Source organism: Frankia sp. Mgl5 (assembly GCF_023242985.1).
Lineage (GTDB): Bacteria > Actinomycetota > Actinomycetes > Frankiales > Frankiaceae > Parafrankia > Parafrankia soli.
The window spans coordinates 1-21,441 of the sequence record NZ_JALKFY010000642.1 but is presented as its reverse complement, the minus strand read 5'-3'; the positions used below and the strand labels follow the sequence as shown (position 1 = coordinate 21,441).

Here is a 21,441-nt window from a genome sequence, read left to right as displayed (position 1 = left end):
ACCCCGCGAACATGGGGCTACCAGGAGATTTCCCAATGGGAACAGCCCCCCGGCCACGGGGCGCCGGCACCGGGAGATGTGGGTGGTCACTACGTCCGCGGAATACCACCATCGTGCGTTCCGCCGGCCGTACGGCGCGGGGATGCGCGCATCCGCGCACGCGCGCGGGCACCATACGGTTCGAGGCCTTTCCGGCGGCCCGCACGCGCCCGACGTACCGCGGCCGCCGCACGCGGACCTGACGGGAGGCGGCATGCCACGTGACGACCAACACCGCGCCGACGCGATGCTGCGCGGCCTGGTGGGCGCCGGGCGCTCCCGGCTGAGCCTCAGCGCCGCGATGCGCGCGCGGGACGTCTCCCGTCCCACCGAGGCGGACCTGACCTGGGCGGAGCAGGCGGTCGTGCTGCGCCACGCCCACCCCGCGCCGGCGGGGCCCGGCGGCGGCGCGGATCCGGCGGCAGGCCGCGCCGCCACGCGCTCCGCCGACAGTCCCGGCCCGTCGAGCCCGTCGAGCCCGTCAGGCCCGTCAGCGAACCCGTCGGACCCGTCAGCGGGCCGAGGGCGTGCCGGACGGCCGCGGCGGGCCGGTGGGGCCCGGCGCGGGCCGAAAGGCGCTCAGGACGCCGGTGAGGAGGGGGACGGCTCGGGGATCTCCCCGGAACGCTCGTAGGCGGAGATCATCCGCAGTCGGCGGAGATGACGCTGCTCTCCGCTGAACGGCGTCGCGAGGAAGATCTCGACCAGCTCCACCGCCTCGGGCAGCGAGTGCATGCGGGCGCCCACGCTGATCACGTTGGCGTCGTTGTGCTGGCGGGCGAGGGTCGCCGTCTGTTCACTCCAGACCAGGGCCGCACGCACCCCGTCAACCTTGTTGGCGGCGATGACCTCGCCGTTCCCCGAGCCGCCGATCACGATCCCCAGGCTGTCGGGCTCCGCCGCGGCGGCGGCCGCGGCGGCCATGACGAACGGCGGGTAGTCGTCGTCGGGGTCGTACTCGACAGGCCCGTGGTCGACGGGGGCGTGGCCGAGCTCCGCGAGGCGCGCGACGAGAGCCTTCTTCAGGTGGAACCCGGCGTGATCAGAACCCAGATGGACGCGCATGATGCGCCATCATGCACGGTCCCGGCGCACCGCCGCGCGCGGGTGACCAACCCCGCTCGGATCAGTCGAAGATCGGGCCCTGGTCCCGGCTGCGCTTGAGCTCGTAGAAGCCGGGTGTCTCCGAGACCAGGAGCACGCCGTCCCAGAGCCGACCAGCGGCCTCGCCGCGCGGGGTCGGGGTGATCACCGGGCCGAAGAACGCGTTCTCCCCGATCGCGATGACCGGCGTTCCGACGTCCATGCCGACCCGGCCGATGCCGTCGGAGTGGCTGGCCCGCAGCCGCTCATCCCACTCCGTGGAGTGCGCGGCCGCCGCCAGCGCCGGGTCGAGGCCCACCTCCTCCAGCGCGGCGACGAAGGTCTCCTCCGTCAGCTCGGCCTTCTCCAGGTGACGGCGGCGGCCCAGCGCCGTGTAGAGCGGGAGGAGGATCTCCTCCCCCACGGTCGCGGCGGCGGCGATGCAGATGCGCACCGGCCCCCACGCCTGCTTCATCAGCTCCTGGTACTGCTCGGGCATGTCCCGGCCGTCGTTGAGGACCGCCAGGCTCATGACGTGCCACCGGGTCCGGACCGGGCGGACCTTCTCGACCTCCAGCATCCAGCGCGAGGTCAGCCACGCCCAGGGGCACAGCGGGTCGAACCAGAAGTCCGCGTCGACGACCGCCGGCTCGGGGGTGGGCAGTGCCTCGACGTTGCCCACCGCGGTGCCGGCGGCATCCACGGATCCGGCCCGGTCGGCGGGTGCGGCGGGCCCGTCGGCGACAGGATCTACCGAGACGGCGACGTCGGCTGACATGGCGGCTCCAAAGGTGGCGCACGGAACAGGACGGGGTCCGGCCCGATGGCCCGGAAGGGCCATCGGGCCTCGTTCCCACGTCAACCATCCGCGGGCTGCGGATCCTTCCCGGCCGAGGCCAGGTATGTCGCCACCCGGTTGACCACCGCGACGAAGGGCACCGCCGCGATCGCCCCCGGGATCCCGGCGAGCACGCCACCCGCGGACAGCGCGATGACGATGGCCAGCGGATGCAGCCGGACCGCCCGACGCATCACCAACGGCTGCAGCAGGTGGCCCTCGACCTGCTGCACCGCGATCACGACGCCCAGGATGATCAGCGCGTCGGGCACGCCGTTCGACACGAGCGCGACCAGCACGGCCGCAATGCCGGCGACGGTCGCGCCGACGATCGGGATGAAGCCGCCGAAGAACGTCAGCAGCGCCAGCGGCGCGACGAGCGGGGCACCGACGGCGACCAACCCGATCGTGATGCCGACCGCGTCCACCGCGGCGACGAACACCGTGCCCCGGATGTAACCGGTGAGGGTGAGCCAGGCCTCCCGACCCGCGCCGCGGACCCGGTCCTCGGCCCCGCTGGGGAACCGGGTGACGATCCAGCTCCAGATCCGCTCGCCGTCGTAGAGGAAGAAGAAGGTCGAGAACAGTGCGACCAGAATGCTGGTCAGCACCTCCGCGGCGACCGAGGCCGTCGACAGCACGCCGGAGACCACCCGGCCGCGGTTGCTCGTGAGGCTGCTGCGGATGTCGTCGACCAGGTTGTCGATCTGGCCCTGGGAAAGGTGGAACGGCCCGTCCGTCAGGTAGTCACGGACCTGGTCCACGCCCTCGCTGACCTGGTCGGCCACCGCGGGGATCTCGTTGGCGGCGTTGAAGCCCACCGCGACGCCGGCCCCGACGACGAGCAGCAGGAAGATCAGCAGGGCCGCGAACGCCGCGCCGAGCCTGGGCACGCCCATCCGCTGGAACCGGTGCGCGATCGGGTGGATGAGAGCCGCGATGAGCAGGCCGGCGATGACCGGGATCACGACGATCCGCACCCGTCCCACGATCATGGCCAGCACGTAGACGGCCGTCCCGATGATGAGGAGACGCCAGGACCACGCGGAGGCGACGCGGAGGGACACCGGCACGTGCTGCTCGGCGCGGCGCGCCGTCGAGCCCTGCGCGGCGCCAGCGGCGGCGCTGCCCGGTCCGGCCGGTCCGGCCCGGCGTGGCTCCTGCTCGGGCGGGCCGGCACCGGCCCCCGAGCGGGCGAGGCGCAGCCGGCGCGGGATGCGCTGGCGCGGGCCGGCCGGGGCGGGCCGGCCGTCGGGACCCGGGCTCCCGGCGGAACCCGCGGAGCCTGGTGTGGCCGGGCCCGCCGAGCCTGGTGTGGCGGAGCCGGCGGCCCCGGAGTCGGCCGCGGCGTCCGCGGCCGCCCTCCTCGGGCCACGCCGGACCGGGACCCGGCCCAGTCCCGCCACCCGCCGCACCGCTACCCCCTACGTCCGGTGTCTGAAGGTTCCATCCTTCGGGACATCCAACCCGATGGTTGGTGCAAGCTTCCACCAAGGGTGAGAACAGCGCACTCAGCACACGTCCTAACAGCGCGATCCCGTGGCCGGGCCAGGCCGGAGGTGACAGAACAGGACGGGCGCGGCGGGCCCCGCCGGGCCGGAAGCGGGCGGGTCGGCGTACGGCCCGCACGTCGCCGGACCCGCGTCCGGGCGTGGGAGACTGGTCACCGAGGTCAACGTCATGGCCGCGTGCGACCGCGACGCGGCGCGCACGTCCAGTGGTTCGCCGGCCCAGTGGGCCGCATGCCCAGTGGCCGCGCGTCCTCGCCGACTCCGCGACGTTTCTGCGAAAGGATCCGGGTGCCTCACAACCTCACCCGCGACGAGGCGCGCGAGCGCGCCCGCCTGCTGGCCGTCTCGTCCTACGACGTCGAGCTCGACCTCACGGTCGGCGACGAGACCTTCCTGTCCAGCACCACCGCGTCGTTCACCTGCGCCGAGCCCGGCGCGTCGACCTTCGTCGAGCTGGCCGCCCCGGCGGTGCGCGAGGTCGTCCTCAACGGCCGGTCGCTGGACCCGGCGGTGGTCTTCGACGGCGGGCGGATCGCTCTGCCCGACCTGGCCGCGACGAACGAGCTCCGGGTCGTGGCCGAGTGCGCCTACTCCCGTACCGGCGAGGGCCTGCACCGCTTCGTCGACCCCGTCGACAGCGCCGTGTACCTCTACACGCAGTTCGAGACCTACGACGCGCACCGCATGTACACCTGCTTCGACCAGCCGGATCTCAAGGCCGTCTTCACCCTCGCGGTGACGGCGCCCGCCGACTGGCGGATCATCTCCAACAGCGTGGTCACCGGCACCACGGCCGGCTCCGACAGCGCGACGCGGACCGCCTTCGCTCCGACCCCGGTGATGTCGACCTACATCACCGCACTGGTCGCCGGGCCGTACCACGAGGTGCGCGACCACCACGACGGCATCGACCTCGGGGTGTACTGCCGCCGCTCGCTCGCCGAGTTCCTCGACCCGGGCGAGATCCTGGAGATCACCAAGCAGGGTTTCGACTTCTACCACCGGGTCTTCGACTACCGGTACCCGTTCGGGAAGTACGACCAGCTGTTCGTGCCGGAGTTCAACGCGGGCGCGATGGAGAACGCCGGCTGCGTCACCTTCCTCGAGGAGTACGTCTTCCGGGCGAAGGTCACCGAGGCACGCCGCGAGCGGCGGGCCGAGACGATCCTGCACGAGATGGCGCACATGTGGTTCGGCGACCTCGTGACCATGCGCTGGTGGGACGACCTGTGGCTCAACGAGTCCTTCGCCACCTACGTGTCCGTGCTGGCGCAGGTGACGTCCACCCGCTTCACCAACGGCTGGACGACCTTCGCCAACGCGGAGAAGGGCTGGGCGTACCGCCAGGACCAGCTCTCCTCGACGCACCCGATCGTCGCCGACGCCCCCGACATGGACGCGGTGCGCACGAACTTCGACGGCATCACCTACGCCAAGGGCGCCTCCGTCCTCAAACAGCTCGTCGCGTGGGTGGGCCAGGAGGAGTTCCTCGCCGGCCTGCGCAGCTACTTCCGCAAGTACGAGTACGGCAACACCTCGCTGAAGGACCTGCTCGTCGAGCTGGAGAAGGCCAGCGGGCGGGATCTGAGCCCGTGGTCGGCCGACTGGCTGGAGACCACCGGGGCGAACACGCTGCGACCGCGGTTCTCCACCGACTCGTCGGGCCTGTTCACCTCGTTCGACGTCGTCCAGGAGCCGGCGAGCGCCCCCGCGACCGCGTCGCGGACGCTGCGCCCGCACCGGATCGCGATCGGCCTCTACGACCGGGACACCACGGGCGCGCTCGTCCGCCGCGAGCGGGTCGAGCTGGACGTCGTCGGGGAGATCACCGAGGTCGCGAAGCTCGTCGGGGCCCGCCAGCCCGACCTGATCGTGCTCAACGACGACGACCTCACCTACGCCAAGGTCCGGCTGGACGAGCGGTCGCTGCGGACCCTGATCGACTCGATCGGGACGATCTCGGCCTCGCTGCCGCGCACGCTGTGCTGGGCGGCGGCCTGGGACATGACCCGCGACGCGGAGCTCGCGGCCCGCGACTACGTCCGGCTCGTGCTGTCCGGCATCGACGCCGAGGACGACATCGGCGTGGTGCAGTCGCTGGTCGCCAAGGCGGCGCTCACCGTCGACAGCTACGGCGACCCGGCGAACCGCCCGGCGGCGCTGCGCGAGCTGACCACCCGGGCCGAGGAGCTCATGCGCTCCGCCGAGCCCGGCAGCGACCTGCAACTCGTCTTCGCGACCGCCTTCGCCCAGACCGAGGAGCCCGAGCAGATCGCCCGGGTCAAGGCGATCTTCGAGGGCACCGACGTGGTGCAGGGGCTCGCCCTGGACACCGAGCTGCGCTGGACCCTGCTCATCCAGCTCGTCGCGCGCGGGGTCTACGGCGATGCCGAGATCGACGCGGAGCTCGCCCGGGACAACACCGCCACCGGGGAGAAGCGCGCCGCCACCGCGCGCAGCGCCCGCCCGACGGCGCAGGCCAAGGCGGACGCCTGGTCGGCGGTCATGGACTCGGACGCCCTGTCGAACCACCTGGCGGTCGCCACGATGGGCGGGTTCTGGATCTCCGACCAGCGCGAGCTGACCCGTCCGTACGTCGACCGGTTCTTCGCCGAGATCGGCGGAATCTGGGAGACCCGCTCGTTCGACACCGCTCAGACGATCACCCAGATGTTGTTCCCGTCCGGGGTCATCGAGCAGTCGACGGTGGACCTGACCGACGCCTACCTGGCGGAGCGGGACCCGGTGCCCGCGCTGCGCCGGGCACTGATGGAGGGCCGGGACGGGCTCGTGCGGGCACTCGCCGCGCGGGCGAAGGACACCGCGGGGCCGGCGGCCGGTGTCAGCGGCGGGAACCGTCGGGATCAGCGGCGGGAACCGTTCGGCGCGGCGGGCGCGCCGGCGGCGTCGGAGAGCTGACGCAGCCCGGTGATCACACCGCCCACCAGGTCACCGAGAGCGAAGCTGGACGTCATGGCCAGGGCCGCCAGACCGGCGGCCGAGTCGCTGATGCGCTTCTTCGCGGCCGGCGTGGTCACAACGCGGACGAACCGCTGCCCCGGGGAGACGGCGACGAGCACCGCCTCGTCGTTGCGGGGATCGGCCAGGCCGCCCAGCAGCCGCTCGGCGGCGAGCTTCAGATCGCCGTCCAGCGCACCGACGCGGACGGCGAAGCGGATGCCGGTCTGGGTCTGCGCGGACTGCCGAGCACGTTCGATCCGCTCGGTCTGCTCGTGGGTGAATGCCTCACCAGGTGCCACTGGCACCACCCGCACCCGGTACGGCGGCCCGCGAACGCTTCGCCTCGATGTCCTCCGGCTTCGCGCCGATCCAGATCTCGTCGTGCTCCCACGGCTGGCCCGGACGGTAGCGCGACGGGCGGCTCAGCCGGCTCGTCACCGCGGTGAGGAGGAACGCCAGCAGGAAGCCGCCGATGACCGTTCCACCGTAGAGCGCCCAGGCATGGACAGCCGACAGCGGGTCGGGGTCGTAGGGAGTCCCCACATCCTGCGCGGAGGCCGACACCGCGAGGAAGGGCACCGTGAACAGGGACAACGCAGCGACGGTCAGAACGCGGCGCGCGGCGACCCGCCGACCCGACCTGGAGGTCGGGGGCAGATCGCCGGCCGCGGCGGACCGCCGAGACGTACGGCGCGGACGACGTGGAATCACGTCCGGAAGGGTACCGGGAACGGTTGGCACGGTCCGTGCCCAGGGGTGCGAGCTAGCTCGCCCACACCGCCGACGAGCACGGTTGTGTCCCGGCGACGCGTGCCACAGCGCTTCAGGGGCGCCGGGTGGTGGTGGCTCCCGCCCGATCGGCGGTGATCGCCCCGAGCGCCTCGACCATCCGGCGCGACCGGGGATCGGTGATCAGCCGTTCGACGGTGACGCGCTCCCCGGCGTCGTCGACGACCGGTAGCCGCCAGTTCGGATAGCTGTCGACCGTGCCGGGCAGGTTCGGCTGGCGGACGTCGCCGAACGCGTCGCCGGGGGCGACCAGCACGATCCGCGCGCGTGACCGGGCGAGCAGGACGTGCAGGCCGAGCGCGGCCGCCGCACGCAGCTCCGGATCGAGGCGATCCTCCTCCGCCACGGCCCCCGCCGGCGGGCTCACCAGGCCCTCGTCGGCGAGCAGCCGCAGCAGTCCGGTGCGTTCGGCGAGCCAGGCGGCGCGTTCCTGCTCCTCCGTGCGGGCGAGCAGGCCGAGCCGCGCACGCACGCGCACATGCTCGCCCTCGAGGAAGCCGGCGGCGGTGGGCAGGTCATGCGTGGTCACACTGGCCATGGTCCGGGCCCGGTACTCGCGCGGCGGGCGCGGGGAGCCGTCCGCCGCCTGCTCGAACCACAGCACCGAGGAGCCGAAGATCCCGGCGCCGTCGAGCGCCTCGGCCACCGACGGTTCGACGGTGCCGAGATCCTCACCGACGACCAGGGCGCCGGCCCGGTGCGCCTCGAGGGCGAGCAGCCCCAGCAGCGCCTCGGCGTCGTAGCGGACGAAGGTGCCGCCGGCGGCGCCGGCGCCGTCCGGGACCCACCACAGGCGGAACAGCCCGAGGATGTGATCCACCCGAAGCCCGCCGCCCCGGGACAGCACCGCGGCGACCATCGCCCGGAACGGGGCATACCCGCTCTCCGCGAGGACGTCGGGCCGCCACGGCGGTAGGCCCCAGTCCTGGCCCTGCTGGTTGAAGCCGTCCGGCGGGGCGCCGACGGAGGCACCGGTGGCCAGCACGCCGCGCATCGCCCAGGCGTCCGCGCCGCCCGGATCGACCCCGACAGCGAGATCGTGGACGACGCCGACCCGCATCCCGGCCGCCCTGGCTGCGGCCTGCGCCGCGCCGAGCTGGTCGTCGCACCGCCGCTGCAGCCAGACGTGGAACGCGACGCGTTCCGCTAGTTCGGCGCGCGCGGCGTCGTCCGCTAGTTCGGCGCGCGCGGCGTCGTCCGCTAGTTCGGCGCGCGCGGCGTCGACCGCCGGCCCGGCGGGATCGCGCAGGTCCTCCGGCCAGGTGCGCCAGTCCCGGCCGTGCCGCTCGGCGAGCGCGCACCAGAGCGCGAAGTCGCGCAGCGCGCCATCGGCCTCCTGCCCACCGGCCGGCCCGTCGCCCGTCCCGCCGCCGGACGAGGTGAACAGCAGCTCGACGGCGGCGAGCTTGGCCCGCCACACCGCGTCCCGGTCGATCAGGCCGTCCCTGATCCCCTCCCGGCGGGCGACTCCCGCCAGCCGGTCGACCTCCGCCCGCACCGTCTCGGAGGCGTGCCGGTACTCCGGGGTCAGCTCGGGCCGCAGGTAGAGCGGTGAGACGAAACGGCGGCTCGCCGGCGAGTACGGCGACGGCTCGACCGGAAAGGTCGGCGCCACCGCGTGCAGCGGGTTCACCAGCAGAACGTCGGCGCCGTCACGCGCGGACCACTCGGCGAGGGTGGCGAGGTCGGCGTAGTCGCCCATCCCCCACGATCCCGCGGAGGTGAGCGCGTACAGCTGGATCATCCAGCCCCAGGCCCGTCCGGTGGCCTCGGCCGGGCTCGGGGCGGCCGCGAAGTCGGGCACGCGCTCCGGGACGACGATCAGCGGACACTCGGCGGTGCTCCCGCCGAAGCTCAGCCGCAGGCGGTGATCCCCGAGCGGCAGGCCGGAGGGCAGGTCCACCGTGCCCGCGCGGACGGCACGGCCGTCGACCTCCCCGACGGTGCCGCGCAGCCCGACCGACAGCGGCACGCTCTCCCCGCCGGCCAGCACGGCCTCGGCGGTGACGGCGTCCGCGGCGGCATCCGGCACGTGCACGGCGACCGGCGCGGGGGCCTGCGCCCGGACGACCGCGCACGGGGGCAGCGGGCGCCGCCGACGCGCCTCGCGTGCCCCGGCGAGCGCGACGGCCGGGTCCGACGGGTCGACGCCGAGCAGGCCCAGCGCCGCCCGGACGGCCGTCGGCTGCACCGTGACCGGCGTGCCGTCCTGCCCGTCGTAGGACGTGGCCACCCCGAACTCGGCGGCGAGGGCCGCGAGGTCACCGAGCCCGGACCAGACCGACGCCGGACCCGGCTGCCCACCGTCTCCGACCGCGCCGCCGGCTGACGGTGCGGCGGTGGACGGTGCGGCGGTGGACGGCGCCGCAGTGGTAGGCGGCGCGGTAGCAGCGGGGGGCGCGGCGGGCTGGTCGGGGCGCTCGGTCGCGGACGTCACGGACCTGATCCTGCCCGCTGCCCCGGGCGGACCGTCGAACGCCCCCCGGACCGCTTCGCGCCAACGCCGGGCGCCGTGGCCGGACCGCCCGCGCCTGCCCCGCCCGCCTTCCGCCCAGCCGCCCGCTCTGCCGTCTGTTCTGCCTTCTCCGCTCTCTCGGCCACCGCCTGCTCCGCTTCGGCGGCCGCTGCGGAGCCGCCGGCCGGCCGCCGCCACGGCGAGTCCGCGTCCGCGTCCGCAGCCGCGTCCGCAGCCGCGGGCCCGGAGCGCGTCGGGGAGACGCCCACGGGCGCGGCTCCGCCCGCCGGAGCGAAGCCGCCCATGGGCAGAGGGCCGCCCATCGGAGGAGGGCCATCTACCGAAAGGGAGCCGTTCGCGCCGGCGGTCCCGCCGTCGGAGACGAACCCGCCGTACCCGACGGGATCGTCGCCGTCCCAGGGAACCCCCCGCTCCCAGGCCGCCACGCAGGGCAATGTCATCCGCAGCAGCGCGCCGCCGGACGGCGACTCGGCGGCCTCGGCCGTCCCGCCGTGCATCGCCGCGGCGTCCGCGACGATCGCCAGGCCGAGGCCGGAGCCGGGGAGGCTGCGCGCCGCCGTGGCCCGGTAGAAGCGCTCGAAGACGCGGGCCCGGTCGGCCGGCGCTATGCCCGGGCCCTCGTCGGCGACGGTGACCTCGCCGGCCCGGCTGACCACCCGCACGGTCGAGGACGGCGGGCTGAACTTCACCGCGTTGTCCAGCAGGTTGGTCACCGCCCGCTCCAGCAGGCTCGGCCGCCCGTCCACCAGGGACGGCTCGACGCTCACCTCGATCCGGATGCCCTTGGTGTTCGCCCGGCGCCGGGCCCGGTCCGCGGCGGCCCGCACGACCTGGGCGAGGTCGAGCCGCTCGATCTCCTCCGTGGGCACCTCGTCGCGGGCCAGCTCGATCAGCTCGTTGACCAGCGCGGTCAGCTCGCGCATCTGGGCGTCGACGTCGCGCAGCAGCGCGTCACGGTCCGCCGCGGGCAGCGCCCGGTTCGGAGTCGTCTCCGCCCGCATCAGGAGCTCGATGTTGGTGCGCAGGCTGGTCAGCGGCGTGCGCAGCTCGTGGGCGGCGTCGTCGACGAGCTGGCGCTGCCGCAGCCGGGATGCCTCCAGCGCCCGCAGCATGCTGTTGAGGCTGGTAGCCAGCCGGGCGATCTCGTCCGAGCCGGTGACCGGGATCAGGGCGGAGAGGTCCTGGGTACGCGCCACCTCCTCCGCCGCGGCCGCCGCGGCGTCCACCGGTTTCAGCGAGGCACGGGCGACGAGGCGGCCGGCGATCACCGAGCCGACCACGCCGACCAGCCCGACGATGAACAGCACCAGCCCGAGATCGCGCAGCGTGCGATCCACGTCGGAGGTGGACCGGGCCAGCTGCAGGGCCCCGGTGCCGGTGAGTGGTGGCGGATAGCGCAGCGGGACGGTGGCCACCCGGTACCGCTGGCCCTCGACCGTGACGGTGCGCAGGTTCTTGCCACGCAGGCCCCGCGCGACCTCGGTGTCGATCGCGTCGACGGGGATCGCGAAGGTCTCCAGCGACGGGAAGGCGCTCTCCAGGGGCACTCCGTCGCCGTCGAGAAACTGCAGTTCCATGCCGAAGTTCAGAGCCCGGACGCTGATCTGGCTCGCCTGCAGGTTGCCGGCCGACGCCTTGGCCTGTTCCAGGAGCTGGTCATCGATCGCCTGGTTCAGCACGATCCGGGTGACGCCGAGGGCGACGCTGACCACGACGGCGACCGCGGCGGCGACGGCCACCCCGGCGAGCAGCGCCATCCGGGCCCGCAGCGTCAGCTGCGGGAGCCGGCTCGGCCAGCGCGACGCCGCCGGCCGGGACGACGGACCCCCCACCCGCCGGCCCTCGACCAGCGTGTTCGCCGGCTGCTCCGGCCCGGTCACACCCGGTCGGCGGCGGGTTCACGCAGGACGTAACCCACCCCGCGCACCGTGTGCAGCAGCCGTGGCTCACCGCCGGCCTCGAGCTTGCGCCGCAGGTAGCTCACGAACACCTCCAGGGAGTTCGAGGAGGGTCCGAAGTCGTAGCCCCAGACCTTCTCCATGATCATCGATCGGGAGAGGACCTGGCGCGGATGGGTCAGGAACAGCTCGAGCAGCTCGAACTCGGTCTTGGTCAGCGTCAGCTCCCGGCCCTCCCGCAGGACCTGGCGGCTCGCCGGGTCGAGCGTCACCCCCGCGTACGACAGCGCGGCGGGGACGCCCTGGCCCGGCTCGGAGCCCTGCGCGAGGCCCTGGCCCGCGCCGGCCCGCGTCACGAGGGTGGACCGCCGGATCAGCGCCCGCAGCCGGGCGAACAGCTCCTCCAACGCGAAGGGCTTCACCAGGTAGTCGTCGGCGCCCACGTCGAGGCCGCTGACCCGGTCGGCCAGCCCGTCGCGGGCGGTCAGCATGAGGACGGGCACGTCGTCACCGCGCGCCCGCAGCCGGCGGCAGGTCTCCAGGCCGTCCATCCGCGGCATCATCACGTCGAGGACGACGATGTCCAGCTGGTCGCGCGCCACCACCTCCAGCGCGGCGACCCCGTCGGGCGCCGTGCGCACCTCGTAGCCCTCGAACCTCAGCGACCGCTCCAGCGACTCGCGGACGGCCGCGTCGTCGTCCACCACCAGTACTCGCACGGCTCCAGTCTGCCCCGCTCGCCCGACAGTTCCAGGCTCCGGACGCGCATCTCAGCAAGACCTTGCCTGATCCTCAGCCCAGCTTCAGGCGCTGTGCCCGGAACGGGCCGGCGCGGGCGGATCGATCCTGGGCGTCGGCAGGTCGTCCGTGCCCTGGCCCGGCGAGCCGCCGGTGCTGCCCGGCGTCTCCTCCTCCTCGGCGGGCTTGTCGTCGTCATCGTCGTCGACGACCACGACCTCGCTGCGCTGGACGGTGCCGAGCTCGATCCCGGCCCGGCCGAGCGACGCCCGGACCCGCTCCCGCAGTTCGCGGGCGACGTCCCACTGCTTGAGCGGCTGGGTCTTGATGGCGATCCGCAGTGTGTAGCCGTCCGCGGTCATGGTCTCCATGCCCCAGACCTCCGGCTCGGCGAGGATCAGGCCCGACCAGGCCTCGTCCTTCCACAGCTTGTCGGCCGTCCGGACGAGCACCCGTTTCGCGGCGGCGACCTCGGTGTCGTAGTCGAGCGGGACGTCGAGAACGGCACGGGCCCACTGTTGGCTCTTGTTTCCGACCCGGGTTATCTCGCCGTTGCGGACGTACCAGACCGTTCCCTCGACGTCACGCAACCGGGTCATCCGCAGGCTCACCGCCTCGACGGTGCCCGAGACCGGGCCGACGTCGATCACGTCACCGACGCCGTACTGGTCCTCCAGCAGCATGAACATGCCCGACAGGAAGTCGCGCACGAGGTTCTGCGCGCCGAAACCGACGGCGATGCCGAGCACTCCGGCGCTGGCCACGATCGGGGCGAGATTCAGGCCGAGCTCGCCGAGGATCGTGAGGAAAGCCAGCCCGAACACAAAGATTGACGTCACGCTGCGCAGCAGCGATCCGACGGTTCCGGCGCGCTGGCGCCGGCGCTCGAGCAGAACCGTCGGATCACCGAATGCGCCCAGCAGGGTGTTCGAGCGCAGCCCGCGCATCACGCCTGTGCTGCGCCCCGAAGCGGCCCGTTCGGTGGTCCGCCGGATGAACCGGTGCAGCAGCGTGCGGATCACCATCGCGAGCAGCAGAATCAGCGAAATCTTGATCGGCGTGCCGAGGAACACCTCGGCACCGGACGCAAGATAGTTACTGTGCGTGGCGTCGTACACGGTGCGGCACATGAGGCCGGGGTCCGTGCCGCAGGCGTCCCGCAGCGCGTTCGCGACGCCCTCGATCGAGACGAACGGATCCGTCGTCGGACCGGGCGAGATCGACACCGAGGGTATGGGGCTGGGCGAGACCGTCGCCGCGGCCGTCGGTGCGGCGGTGGGCGACAGGATCGCGCCGAGCATCGGGATCACGGGCTGAGCCAGCAGGGACGGCTCCGCGCCCATGACCGCCGGGGGCAGCCCGGCCGCGACCGGTTCGGCGGGCACGCCACCGAACGGGACAGCACCAAACGGGACACGTGAGATGGACACAACGCCGGCCATCCTCCGTAAGCAGGTCTCTCAGTCGGATCGACGCCGATCGGACGCCGTGTGCGTCTGGAAGCCCCCCGGCCGGGCCGCGGCAAGGCGGCCGGCACCCATCCCCCGGCGGCGCTCCATAGCCCGCACAGCGAGCTGGCGCAGCGCCGAGTCGACCTTGCCAGTCTTGCCCATCGGCGGACCCGGACCGGCGGGCACCCCCGTGTCGGCCACACACGGACACGACCCGACAGCCAGTCGCACAGTGTAATTTTTCGGTCACGACACACAGTCGAATGAGGTTGTTGTTCGTCACAAACCACGCCGGATATGCACATCGACGCTTTGCCGGGACGGATGACCATGCAAACAGGCTCGCGTTCTGCCGCCGAAGAAGGTTGACTGTCCATTGTCACCGGAGACGCTGGGTAGGACGGTCCGCGAGGACCCTCGGGTGGGCAGGAGGTCGGCGCGTGGCAGAGGCGCTGGTTCTCAATGCCACGTACGAGCCTCTGTGCGTGGTGTCACAAAGAAGAGCACTGGTGCTCGTTCTGACCGACAAGGCCGTGATGGTCGAATCCGCCGGCCAGGTGCTGCGTTCGACGACGGCCGCAGTCGAGGTTCCGATCGTCGTGCGGTTGGCACGGTTCGTGCGCGTGCCCTACCGTTCACAGATTCCACTCACCCGCAAGGGTGTACTGGCACGCGACCATCACCGGTGCGTGTACTGCAACGCCCCGGCGACATCACTGGATCACGTGATCCCCCGCTCTCGCGGCGGGCCACACGTATGGGAGAACGTCGTGGCGGCCTGCGGCCGCTGCAACCATGTCAAAGCCGACCGGGCCGTCGCGGACCTCGGTTGGCGGCTTCGCACGGCGCCCAGAGCGCCGAGCGGAGCCGCCTGGCGCATTCTGGGGTCCCGTCGCATGGACCCGCGGTGGTCGCGGTACCTGAGCACGGTGGGGGACGTCTCCGAGGCCGCGAGCGCCTGACCCGTCCCACCCGGCCTGTGGGGCGGTACCCGCCGCCAGGCCGGGGCAGGTACCCGGGGTGCGCATACTCGTCACCGGTGCGACCGGGTATATCGGTGGTCGGCTGGCACCCCGCCTGCTCGGCCAGGGCCATCACGTCCGTTGCATGACCCGTGATCCGGCGCGGCTGTCCGACGTCGGCTGGGCCCGGCATCCCGACATCGAGGTGGTCCGTGCCGACGCCCTCGACCCGGAGTCGCTGCGCGCGGCGATGGAGGATGTCGACGTCGCCTACTACCTGATCCACTCGATCGACACCGGCGGCGACTTCTCGGCCGTCGACCGCCGGGCGGCCGCGGCGTTCGCGCGGGCGGCGCGGGCCGCCGGCGTCCGGCGGATCATCTACCTGGGTGGGCTGAGCCCGGCCACCGGCATCGGCATGTCGGCGCACCTGGCGTCCCGGCAGGAGGTCGCGCGGATCCTGCTCGACTCCGGGGTGCCCACGGTCGTGCTGCGCGCCGCGATCATCATCGGCAGCGGCAGCGCGTCGTTCGAGATGCTGCGCCACCTCACCGAGCGGCTGCCGGTGATGCTCACCCCACGCTGGGTGCGGACCCGCATCCAGCCGATCGCCGTCCGGGACGTCCTGCACTACCTCATCGGATGTCTCCAGCTGCCGACCGAGATCAACCGCTCGTTCGACATCGGCGGGCCGGACGTCCTGACCTACGCCGACATGATGCAGCGTTTCGCGGCGGTCGAGGGCCTGCGTCGCCGAGTGATCATCCGGGTGCCGGTGCTCTCCCCCGGCCTGTCGTCGCTGTGGGTCGGGGTGGTGACGCCGGTCCCCCGGGCGATCGCGCGGCCGCTGGTCCGCTCGCTGCGGACGGAGGTCGTCGTCGGCGAGCACGACATCGCGCGGTGGGTGCCGGACCCGCCCGAGGGGCTGCTGCCGTTCGAGACCGCGGTCGCCTACGCGCTGGCGCGGGTGCGCGACCGGACGGTGGAGACCCGGTGGTCGACTGCGGTCTGGCCGGGCAGCCCGCTCGCCGCGCCGTTCCCCGAGGTCGCCGCGTACCTCTCCGCCGACCGGGCCGGCCGCCACGGGCACCGCCCGGTCGCGGCCGACGTCCGGACCGCGGCGGACGGCGGCTCGCCGGACAACGCCCCGTCCAACGGAATCCTGGCTGGCGGCACTCCGCCAGGCGAGCCCGTCCCGACCGATCCGGCCTGGGCCGGGAGCTCGCTCTACACCGACGAGCGGTCGAAGGCCGTGGCCGCGCCGGCGGGGCGCCTGTGGCGGGTCATCGAGGGGATCGGCGGCGAGAACGGCTGGTACAGCTGGCCGCTGGCGTGGTCGGCGCGCGGATGGCTCGACACACTCGTCGGCGGGGTCGGGCACCGCCGCGGCCGGCGCGACCCCGCCCACCTGCGCACCGGGGAGGCGATCGACCTGTGGCGGGTCGAGGAGCTGGTCCCCGGACGGCTGCTGCGCCTGCGCGCCGAGATGAGGCTGCCCGGCCACGCCTGGCTCGAGCTGCGCGTCGAGCCAGGCGGCCCCGACGGCGGGACGGTCTACCGGCAGCGGGCGCTGTTCCTGCCGCGCGGGCTGCCGGGCCACCTCTACTGGCGGGCCGTCAGCCCGTTCCACGCCGTGGTCTTCGGCGGGATGCTGCGCACCATCGTCCGCCGGGCCGAATCCGCCCCGGCCGCGGCCGCGCCGGCTGCGGCGGCCCCGGCTGCGGCGGCCCCGACGGAGTCGACTTCGATCGAGCCGACTTCGATCGAGCCGACCACGCCGGCCGGCCGGTGACCGGCCACCGGCCGGCACACCGCCTCGTCCTCAGGTGTGGTCTCAGGTGTGGTCGGCCTCGTCGGGGATCTCCATCTCGAACCAGACGCGCTTGCCGTCCGGTGTCGTCTCGACTCCCCAGGCCTGCGCGAGCGCCTCGACGAGGAGCAGGCCCCAGCCGTGCTCGGCCTCCGGATCGTCCGGGGAGTTGCCGCCGGGCCGGGGCAGGGCGGTGCCCTCCCTGTCCTCGACGCTCACCCGCAGCCGCCCGGGTTCCAGGGTGGCCCGCAGCACGAGATCGCTGCGCGCGTGCAGCACCGCGTTGGTGACCACCTCGCTGACCAGCAGGATCGCGTCGTCGAGTGATCCGATCCCGGCGTCGAGCAGCGAGCACCGGACGGCCGTGCGGGCCTGTCCGGCCGATGCGGCGACGGCGGGCAGCGCAAGCTGGAGCAGCGGCGGGCGCAGCTGCCGGGTGACCAGCGCGAGCAGCGCTATGTCGTCGTCCGTGCGCGGCGGGAGATCCGCGGCCAGCAGGCAGCGCTCGAGCAGGGTCCGGGCGGTCTCCTCGCTCGGGCCCGATCCGCTGCCGCTCACCGCGTCCGGGCCGGACCAGCTGCGGGCCGCGAAGCCACCGCCGGTGCGGCGGCGGTCACCGCTCGCCCGCGTCCTGCGGTAGCCCCCGCGGCGGTCCCGGCCCGACCGCCGCTCCCTGATCCGCCGCTCCGGCGTGACCATGGCTCCGCCAGCCGCGGCGGCCGGCGCGGAGGTCGCAGCCGGCGCGGAGGCCGTCAGCGCCACGACGTCCGCGGGCGGATCACCCGCGGCGGGCACCGCGCCCGCGGACAGATCACCCGTGGCAGGCGCCGCGTCCGCGGGCGGATCACCCGCAGGCGGCGCGAACGCCCGAACGGCGCGCGGACGGGCAATCTGCTCGCCCAGGCCCGACCTCAGGTGCTCCAGGCCGTCCGCGAGCGGCCGGCGCCGGGACTCCACCAGGCCGTCGGTGAACATCACGAACGCCGAGCCGGCCGGGAGCGAGACGGTCAGCTCGGAGAAGGTGCCCTGCTCACCCGTCCCGAGCGGGAGCCCGGGCTCGAGCACGAGGTAGTCCGGCTCCTCGTCGGGCAGCAGCAACAGTGGCGGCGGATGGCCCGCGCTCGCGATCGTCATCCGGCCGGAGTAGGGGTCGTACACCGCGTACATGGAGGTGGCCATCTGCAGGCCGGGCAGCGAGTCGACAACCCGGTCGAGCCGGGCCAGCAGCTCGGCGGGCCCCCAGTCCTCCAGCGCGTACGCCCGCAGCGCGGCCCGCAGCTGGCCCATCACCGCGGCCGCGTGCAGGCCACGGCCCATCACGTCACCGATCGCCACGCCGACCCGCCCGCCGGGCAGCGGGATGACGTCGTAGAGGTCCCCGCCGACCTCCGTGCCGGCCGTGCCGGGCCGGTACTCCATCGCGATCTCCATGCCGTCCAGGGCCGGTGGGTGCGCGGGAAGCATCGAGCGCTGCAGTGTCAGCGCGGACTCCTCGACGTCCCGGAAGAGCTGCGCGTTGTCGAGCGCGGTGCCGCCGCGCCGGGCCAGCTCCTCGATGAGGCGGATGTCGAGCGCGGTGTACTCGACGGATTCGCGCCGGCCGACCGTCAGCGCGCCGAACACCCTCCCCCGGGCGTACATCGGCACGGTGATCGCGGCGCCTGCCTGGATCTCCCCGAACCGCTCAACGGCCTCGCCGGGGAACAGTCGGCGGACGACGTCCTCGGTGTAACGGGGCACGTAGTACGACTGGCCGGTCCGGATGACGACGCCCGGCGGGATGTCCTCGGTGGCTGTCGGCGGGTGGATCTGGACGACGGCCCGGACGAAGTCCGCCGTCTTCGGGTCGAGGAAGCGCGACCCGGCGATCCGAATGCTGTCCCCGTCGCCGCGAAGCCAGACCACGGCCGCGTCGCCCATCCGGGGCACAACCAGGGATGCGATCATGTCGATGATCCGCTGCGGGTCGAGCGAGCTGCTCAGGACCAGGCTCGCGTCGGCGAGGAACGACAGCTGCTCGAGCGTCGCCTCCTCGGTGACGTGCGCGCGGCGCCGGCGCCGGGTACTCGACAGCTCGCGGACGATGGCGCGGCCAACCGTGGCCGTCGTGGCGGCCCAGCCCGCCGAGCGGGACTCCGTGTCGATCACCGGGCCTCGACTCTCCCATCCGGACGCCGCCCGCCCGGACGTCGCCGGTCCGGATGTCGCCCGTCCGGACGCCTCGACCGGATCGGCCGCGGCGCCGAGGGGACGTTTAGCCACCGGGACACATCCACCCCCAGGAAGCACACCATAACGGACAGTGACGTCATCCACTCGCGGAAGTGTAGTTCGAGAGTCGGACATCGCGCCCGCCGAGCCGCTCGACGGACACTTTCCGTAACCGGAGCATCCCGTTTACTTCATGCCCGCTGAGAGGGTTTGATGCTGGCATGGATCCCGTTGTCACATACCGTGCGGGCGAACCCGGGCAGCCCGGCGGCCGCTCCGGCCCGGCCGCGCCACCAGCGGGAACCAAGGAGACCGATTACTCGGCGTGGTGGCACGACGCCGTGATGTACGAGGTCTACGTCCGCAGCTTCGCCGACGCCGACGGCGACGGGGTCGGCGACATCGAGGGCATCCGCCGGCGCCTGCCCGACCTCGCCGACCTGGGCGTCGACGGCATCTGGGTCAGCCCCTTCTACCGCTCCCCCATGGCCGATCACGGCTACGACGTGGCCGACCACACCGACGTCGACCCCTTGTTCGGCACTCTCTCGGACGTCGACGCGCTGCTGCGCGACGCCCACGAGGCCGGCCTGAAAGTCGTCGTCGACCTGGTCCCGAACCACTCCAGCAGCGCGCACCCCGCCTTCCAGACGGCGCTCGCGGCCGGACCGGGCGCGCCGGAGCGGGACCTCTACCTTTTCCGGGACGGGCGCGGCCCGGACGGTGCGCTCCCCCCGAACAACTGGATCTCGGTGTTCGGTGGCCCCGCCTGGACGAGGGTTCCGGACGGCCAGTGGTACCTGCACCTGTTCGCCCCGGAGCAGCCGGACTGGAACTGGCAGCATCCGCGGGTGCGGGCGGCGCACGCCGAGATCATCCGATTCTGGCTCGACCGGGGGGTCGACGGCTTCCGGATCGACGTCTCGCACGGCCTGGTCAAGGACGGCGAGCTGCGCGACCATCCGACCGGTGCGCTCCCCACGCCGGAGACCGGCTTCCGGGAGGAGATCGAGCCGCACGCGTGGGATCAGGACGGCGTCCACGAGATCTACCGCGAGTGGCGGGCGATCGTCGACGCCCACGACCGGCGCGACGGCCGACAGCGGGTGCTCGTCGGCGAGACCTGGGTCGCCGACCCGGGACGCCTCGCCCGGTACGTCCGTCCCGACGAGCTGCACCTGACCTTCACGTTCTCGCTGCTGTACGCGCCGTTCTCCGCCCCGGCGTGGCGGGCGGCGATCGATGCCGCCCGGGCCGCGACAGCCGCCGTCTGCGCGCCACCGACCTGGGTGCTGGCCAACCACGACGTCGTCCGTCCGGTCAGCCGCTACGGCGGCGGCGAGACCGGCCTGCGCCGGGCCCGGGCGGCGCTGCTGACGCTGCTGGCGCTGCCCGGCACGGTCTACCTGTACCAGGGTGACGAGCTCGGCCTGCCGCAGGTCGACGTCCCGCCCGAGGCCCGCCAGGACCCGGTCTGGGAACGGTCCGGCCGCACCTCGCCCGGCCGGGACGGCGCACGGGTGCCGTTGCCGTGGTCCGGCGACACGCCTCCGTACGAGTTCAGCGCCGGGGCAGCCGAGCCGTGGCTCCCGCAACCGCCCGACTGGGCGACGCTGACCGCGTCCGCCCAGTCCGTGGATCCGATGTCGACCAGGGTGCTCGTCCGCGGCGCACTGGCACTACGCCGCGCGCTCCCCTTCCTCGGCGGACCAGCCGGGCCGGGCGGCGCGGCCGAGCCGGGCGGCGCGGCCGAGCCGGGCGGGCCGGGGCACTCGGGCGAGCCGGGGCGGCCGGCAGGCACGCGGCCCGGGTTCCGCTGGCGGGACGATCTGCCCGCGGACTGCCTGGCCTTCGACCGGACGTCCGCCGCCGGCGCCCTGACCTGTGTGATGGCCACGCGGAGCGAGATACGCCTGGAGATCGCCGGCCGGCTGGTGCTGGCGAGCGGGCCAGTCGGCTACGACGGCGCGACGCTCGTCCTGCCGCCGGACACCACCGCATGGGTCATCCCCCGTTCGGGTTGACCTACCTGGCTACCGCCGCACGGCGGACGTCCACCGCCCGTCGAACCGCTCACCTCGGAAGACCCGGCCACGACCACCACCGGGCCGGGCGTCCCGTCGATCGAGGCCGGGGCCGCGGCCGGGGAGCGGCCGGCCAGTGGCGCAGAATGGACCCGTGAACCAACCGTCACCCGCGCGACCACGCGCAGACTTCTACGAGGCCGTCGGCGGCGAGGCGACGTTCCGCGCGTTGGTGGCCAGGTTCTACGAGGGGGTGGCCAGCGACCCGGTGCTCCGGCCGCTCTACCCCGACGAGGATCTGGCGGCGGCCGAGGAGCGGCTGCGGCTGTTCCTCATCCAGTACTGGGGCGGGCCGACGACGTACAGCGAGCAGCGCGGCCATCCCCGGCTGCGGATGCGGCACGTGCCGTTCGCGATCGGCCCGGCCGAGCGGGACGCCTGGCTGCGCATCATGGAATCCGCGGTCGACAGCCTCGGCCTCGCCCCGGAACACCGTGCCCAGCTCTGGGACTACCTGCTGATGGCCGCGAACTCCCTACAGAACCGCCCGGGCTGACCCTTCGTCCACCCGGGTGCCATCGCCAGGTCCGGGGCCCACGCGTCGCGGGGGGGGGGGGGCGGGGGGGGAGCCCGCGCCCCGGGGGGCCCCC

The 21,441-nt window shown here is 73.6% G+C and carries 16 protein-coding genes; 6 read left to right on the top strand and 10 right to left on the bottom strand.

Annotation, left to right across the window (positions count from 1 at the left end):
- Positions 1-253 precede the first annotated feature (253 nt).
- The gene (locus MXD62_RS20400) at positions 254-673 is read left to right on the top strand and encodes a hypothetical protein (protein ID WP_248831113.1); all 420 of its coding nucleotides are present in this window, start codon (positions 254-256) and stop codon (positions 671-673) included.
- Here MXD62_RS20400 and MXD62_RS20395 read toward each other — a convergent pair.
- From MXD62_RS20395 to MXD62_RS20385, 3 genes are all read right to left on the bottom strand, one after another.
- A complete protein-coding gene (locus tag MXD62_RS20395; RefSeq protein WP_020462770.1) occupies positions 619-1,104 on the bottom strand; it encodes a ribose-5-phosphate isomerase in 486 nt (161 codons plus the stop codon). The two genes, MXD62_RS20400 and MXD62_RS20395, sit on opposite strands and share 55 nt — an antisense overlap.
- Before the next feature lie 61 nt (positions 1,105-1,165).
- Entirely contained in the window at positions 1,166-1,900 is a 735-nt protein-coding gene (locus tag MXD62_RS20390) for a disulfide bond formation protein DsbA (RefSeq protein ID WP_248831112.1), read from the bottom strand.
- 80 nt (positions 1,901-1,980) lie between these two features.
- Complete coding sequence (locus MXD62_RS20385) at positions 1,981-3,366, bottom strand: AI-2E family transporter (protein ID WP_248831111.1); 1,386 nt, start codon at positions 3,364-3,366, stop codon at positions 1,981-1,983.
- Between the two features lie 393 nt (positions 3,367-3,759).
- Between MXD62_RS20385 and pepN the strand changes: the two genes are divergently transcribed.
- Positions 3,760-6,390: an aminopeptidase N gene (pepN, locus tag MXD62_RS20380; RefSeq protein WP_248831110.1), complete on the top strand. Its 2,631-nt coding sequence runs from the start codon at positions 3,760-3,762 to the stop codon at positions 6,388-6,390.
- On the opposite strand, the gene MXD62_RS20375 is transcribed toward pepN, so the two are convergent.
- From MXD62_RS20375 to MXD62_RS20350, 6 genes are all read right to left on the bottom strand, one after another.
- Positions 6,336-6,731, bottom strand: a complete 396-nt coding sequence (locus tag MXD62_RS20375; protein WP_248831109.1) for a DUF5130 family protein — start codon at positions 6,729-6,731, stop codon at positions 6,336-6,338. The two genes, pepN and MXD62_RS20375, sit on opposite strands and share 55 nt — an antisense overlap.
- On the bottom strand, positions 6,718-7,026 hold the full coding sequence (locus MXD62_RS20370; RefSeq protein WP_235014288.1) for a hypothetical protein: 309 nt from the start codon (positions 7,024-7,026) through the stop codon (positions 6,718-6,720). Before MXD62_RS20370 ends, MXD62_RS20375 begins: the two co-directional genes overlap by 14 nt.
- 229 nt (positions 7,027-7,255) lie before the next feature.
- A complete protein-coding gene (gene malQ / locus MXD62_RS20365; RefSeq protein WP_248831108.1) occupies positions 7,256-9,658 on the bottom strand; it encodes a 4-alpha-glucanotransferase in 2,403 nt (800 codons plus the stop codon).
- Positions 9,655-11,577: a HAMP domain-containing sensor histidine kinase gene (locus MXD62_RS20360; RefSeq protein WP_248831107.1), complete on the bottom strand. Its 1,923-nt coding sequence runs from the start codon at positions 11,575-11,577 to the stop codon at positions 9,655-9,657. Before MXD62_RS20360 ends, malQ begins: the two co-directional genes overlap by 4 nt.
- Positions 11,574-12,314 carry a response regulator transcription factor gene (locus MXD62_RS20355; RefSeq protein WP_248831106.1) on the bottom strand — a complete coding sequence of 247 codons (741 nt, stop codon included), beginning with the start codon at positions 12,312-12,314 and terminating at the stop codon, positions 11,574-11,576. The genes MXD62_RS20360 and MXD62_RS20355 overlap by 4 nt, the downstream gene beginning before the upstream one ends.
- Before the next feature lie 84 nt (positions 12,315-12,398).
- On the bottom strand, positions 12,399-13,676 hold the full coding sequence (locus MXD62_RS20350) for a mechanosensitive ion channel family protein (protein ID WP_248831130.1): 1,278 nt from the start codon (positions 13,674-13,676) through the stop codon (positions 12,399-12,401).
- 548 nt (positions 13,677-14,224) lie between these two features.
- On the opposite strand from MXD62_RS20350, the gene MXD62_RS20345 reads away from it, so the two are divergent.
- Complete coding sequence (locus tag MXD62_RS20345) at positions 14,225-14,746, top strand: HNH endonuclease (protein ID WP_020462780.1); 522 nt, start codon at positions 14,225-14,227, stop codon at positions 14,744-14,746.
- Positions 14,747-14,804: 58 nt separating this feature from the next.
- Positions 14,805-16,538, top strand: a complete 1,734-nt coding sequence (locus MXD62_RS20340; RefSeq protein ID WP_248831105.1) for an SDR family oxidoreductase — start codon at positions 14,805-14,807, stop codon at positions 16,536-16,538.
- Between the two features lie 42 nt (positions 16,539-16,580).
- On the opposite strand, the gene MXD62_RS20335 is transcribed toward MXD62_RS20340, so the two are convergent.
- On the bottom strand, positions 16,581-18,818 hold the full coding sequence (locus MXD62_RS20335) for a SpoIIE family protein phosphatase (RefSeq protein WP_248831104.1): 2,238 nt from the start codon (positions 18,816-18,818) through the stop codon (positions 16,581-16,583).
- 293 nt (positions 18,819-19,111) lie between these two features.
- On the opposite strand from MXD62_RS20335, the gene MXD62_RS20330 reads away from it, so the two are divergent.
- Positions 19,112-20,791: a glycoside hydrolase family 13 protein gene (locus MXD62_RS20330; protein WP_368862423.1), complete on the top strand. Its 1,680-nt coding sequence runs from the start codon at positions 19,112-19,114 to the stop codon at positions 20,789-20,791.
- A 136-nt stretch (positions 20,792-20,927) separates the two neighbouring features.
- Entirely contained in the window at positions 20,928-21,347 is a 420-nt protein-coding gene (locus MXD62_RS20325) for a globin (protein WP_020462784.1), read from the top strand.
- The last annotated feature ends 94 nt before the right edge of the window (positions 21,348-21,441 follow it).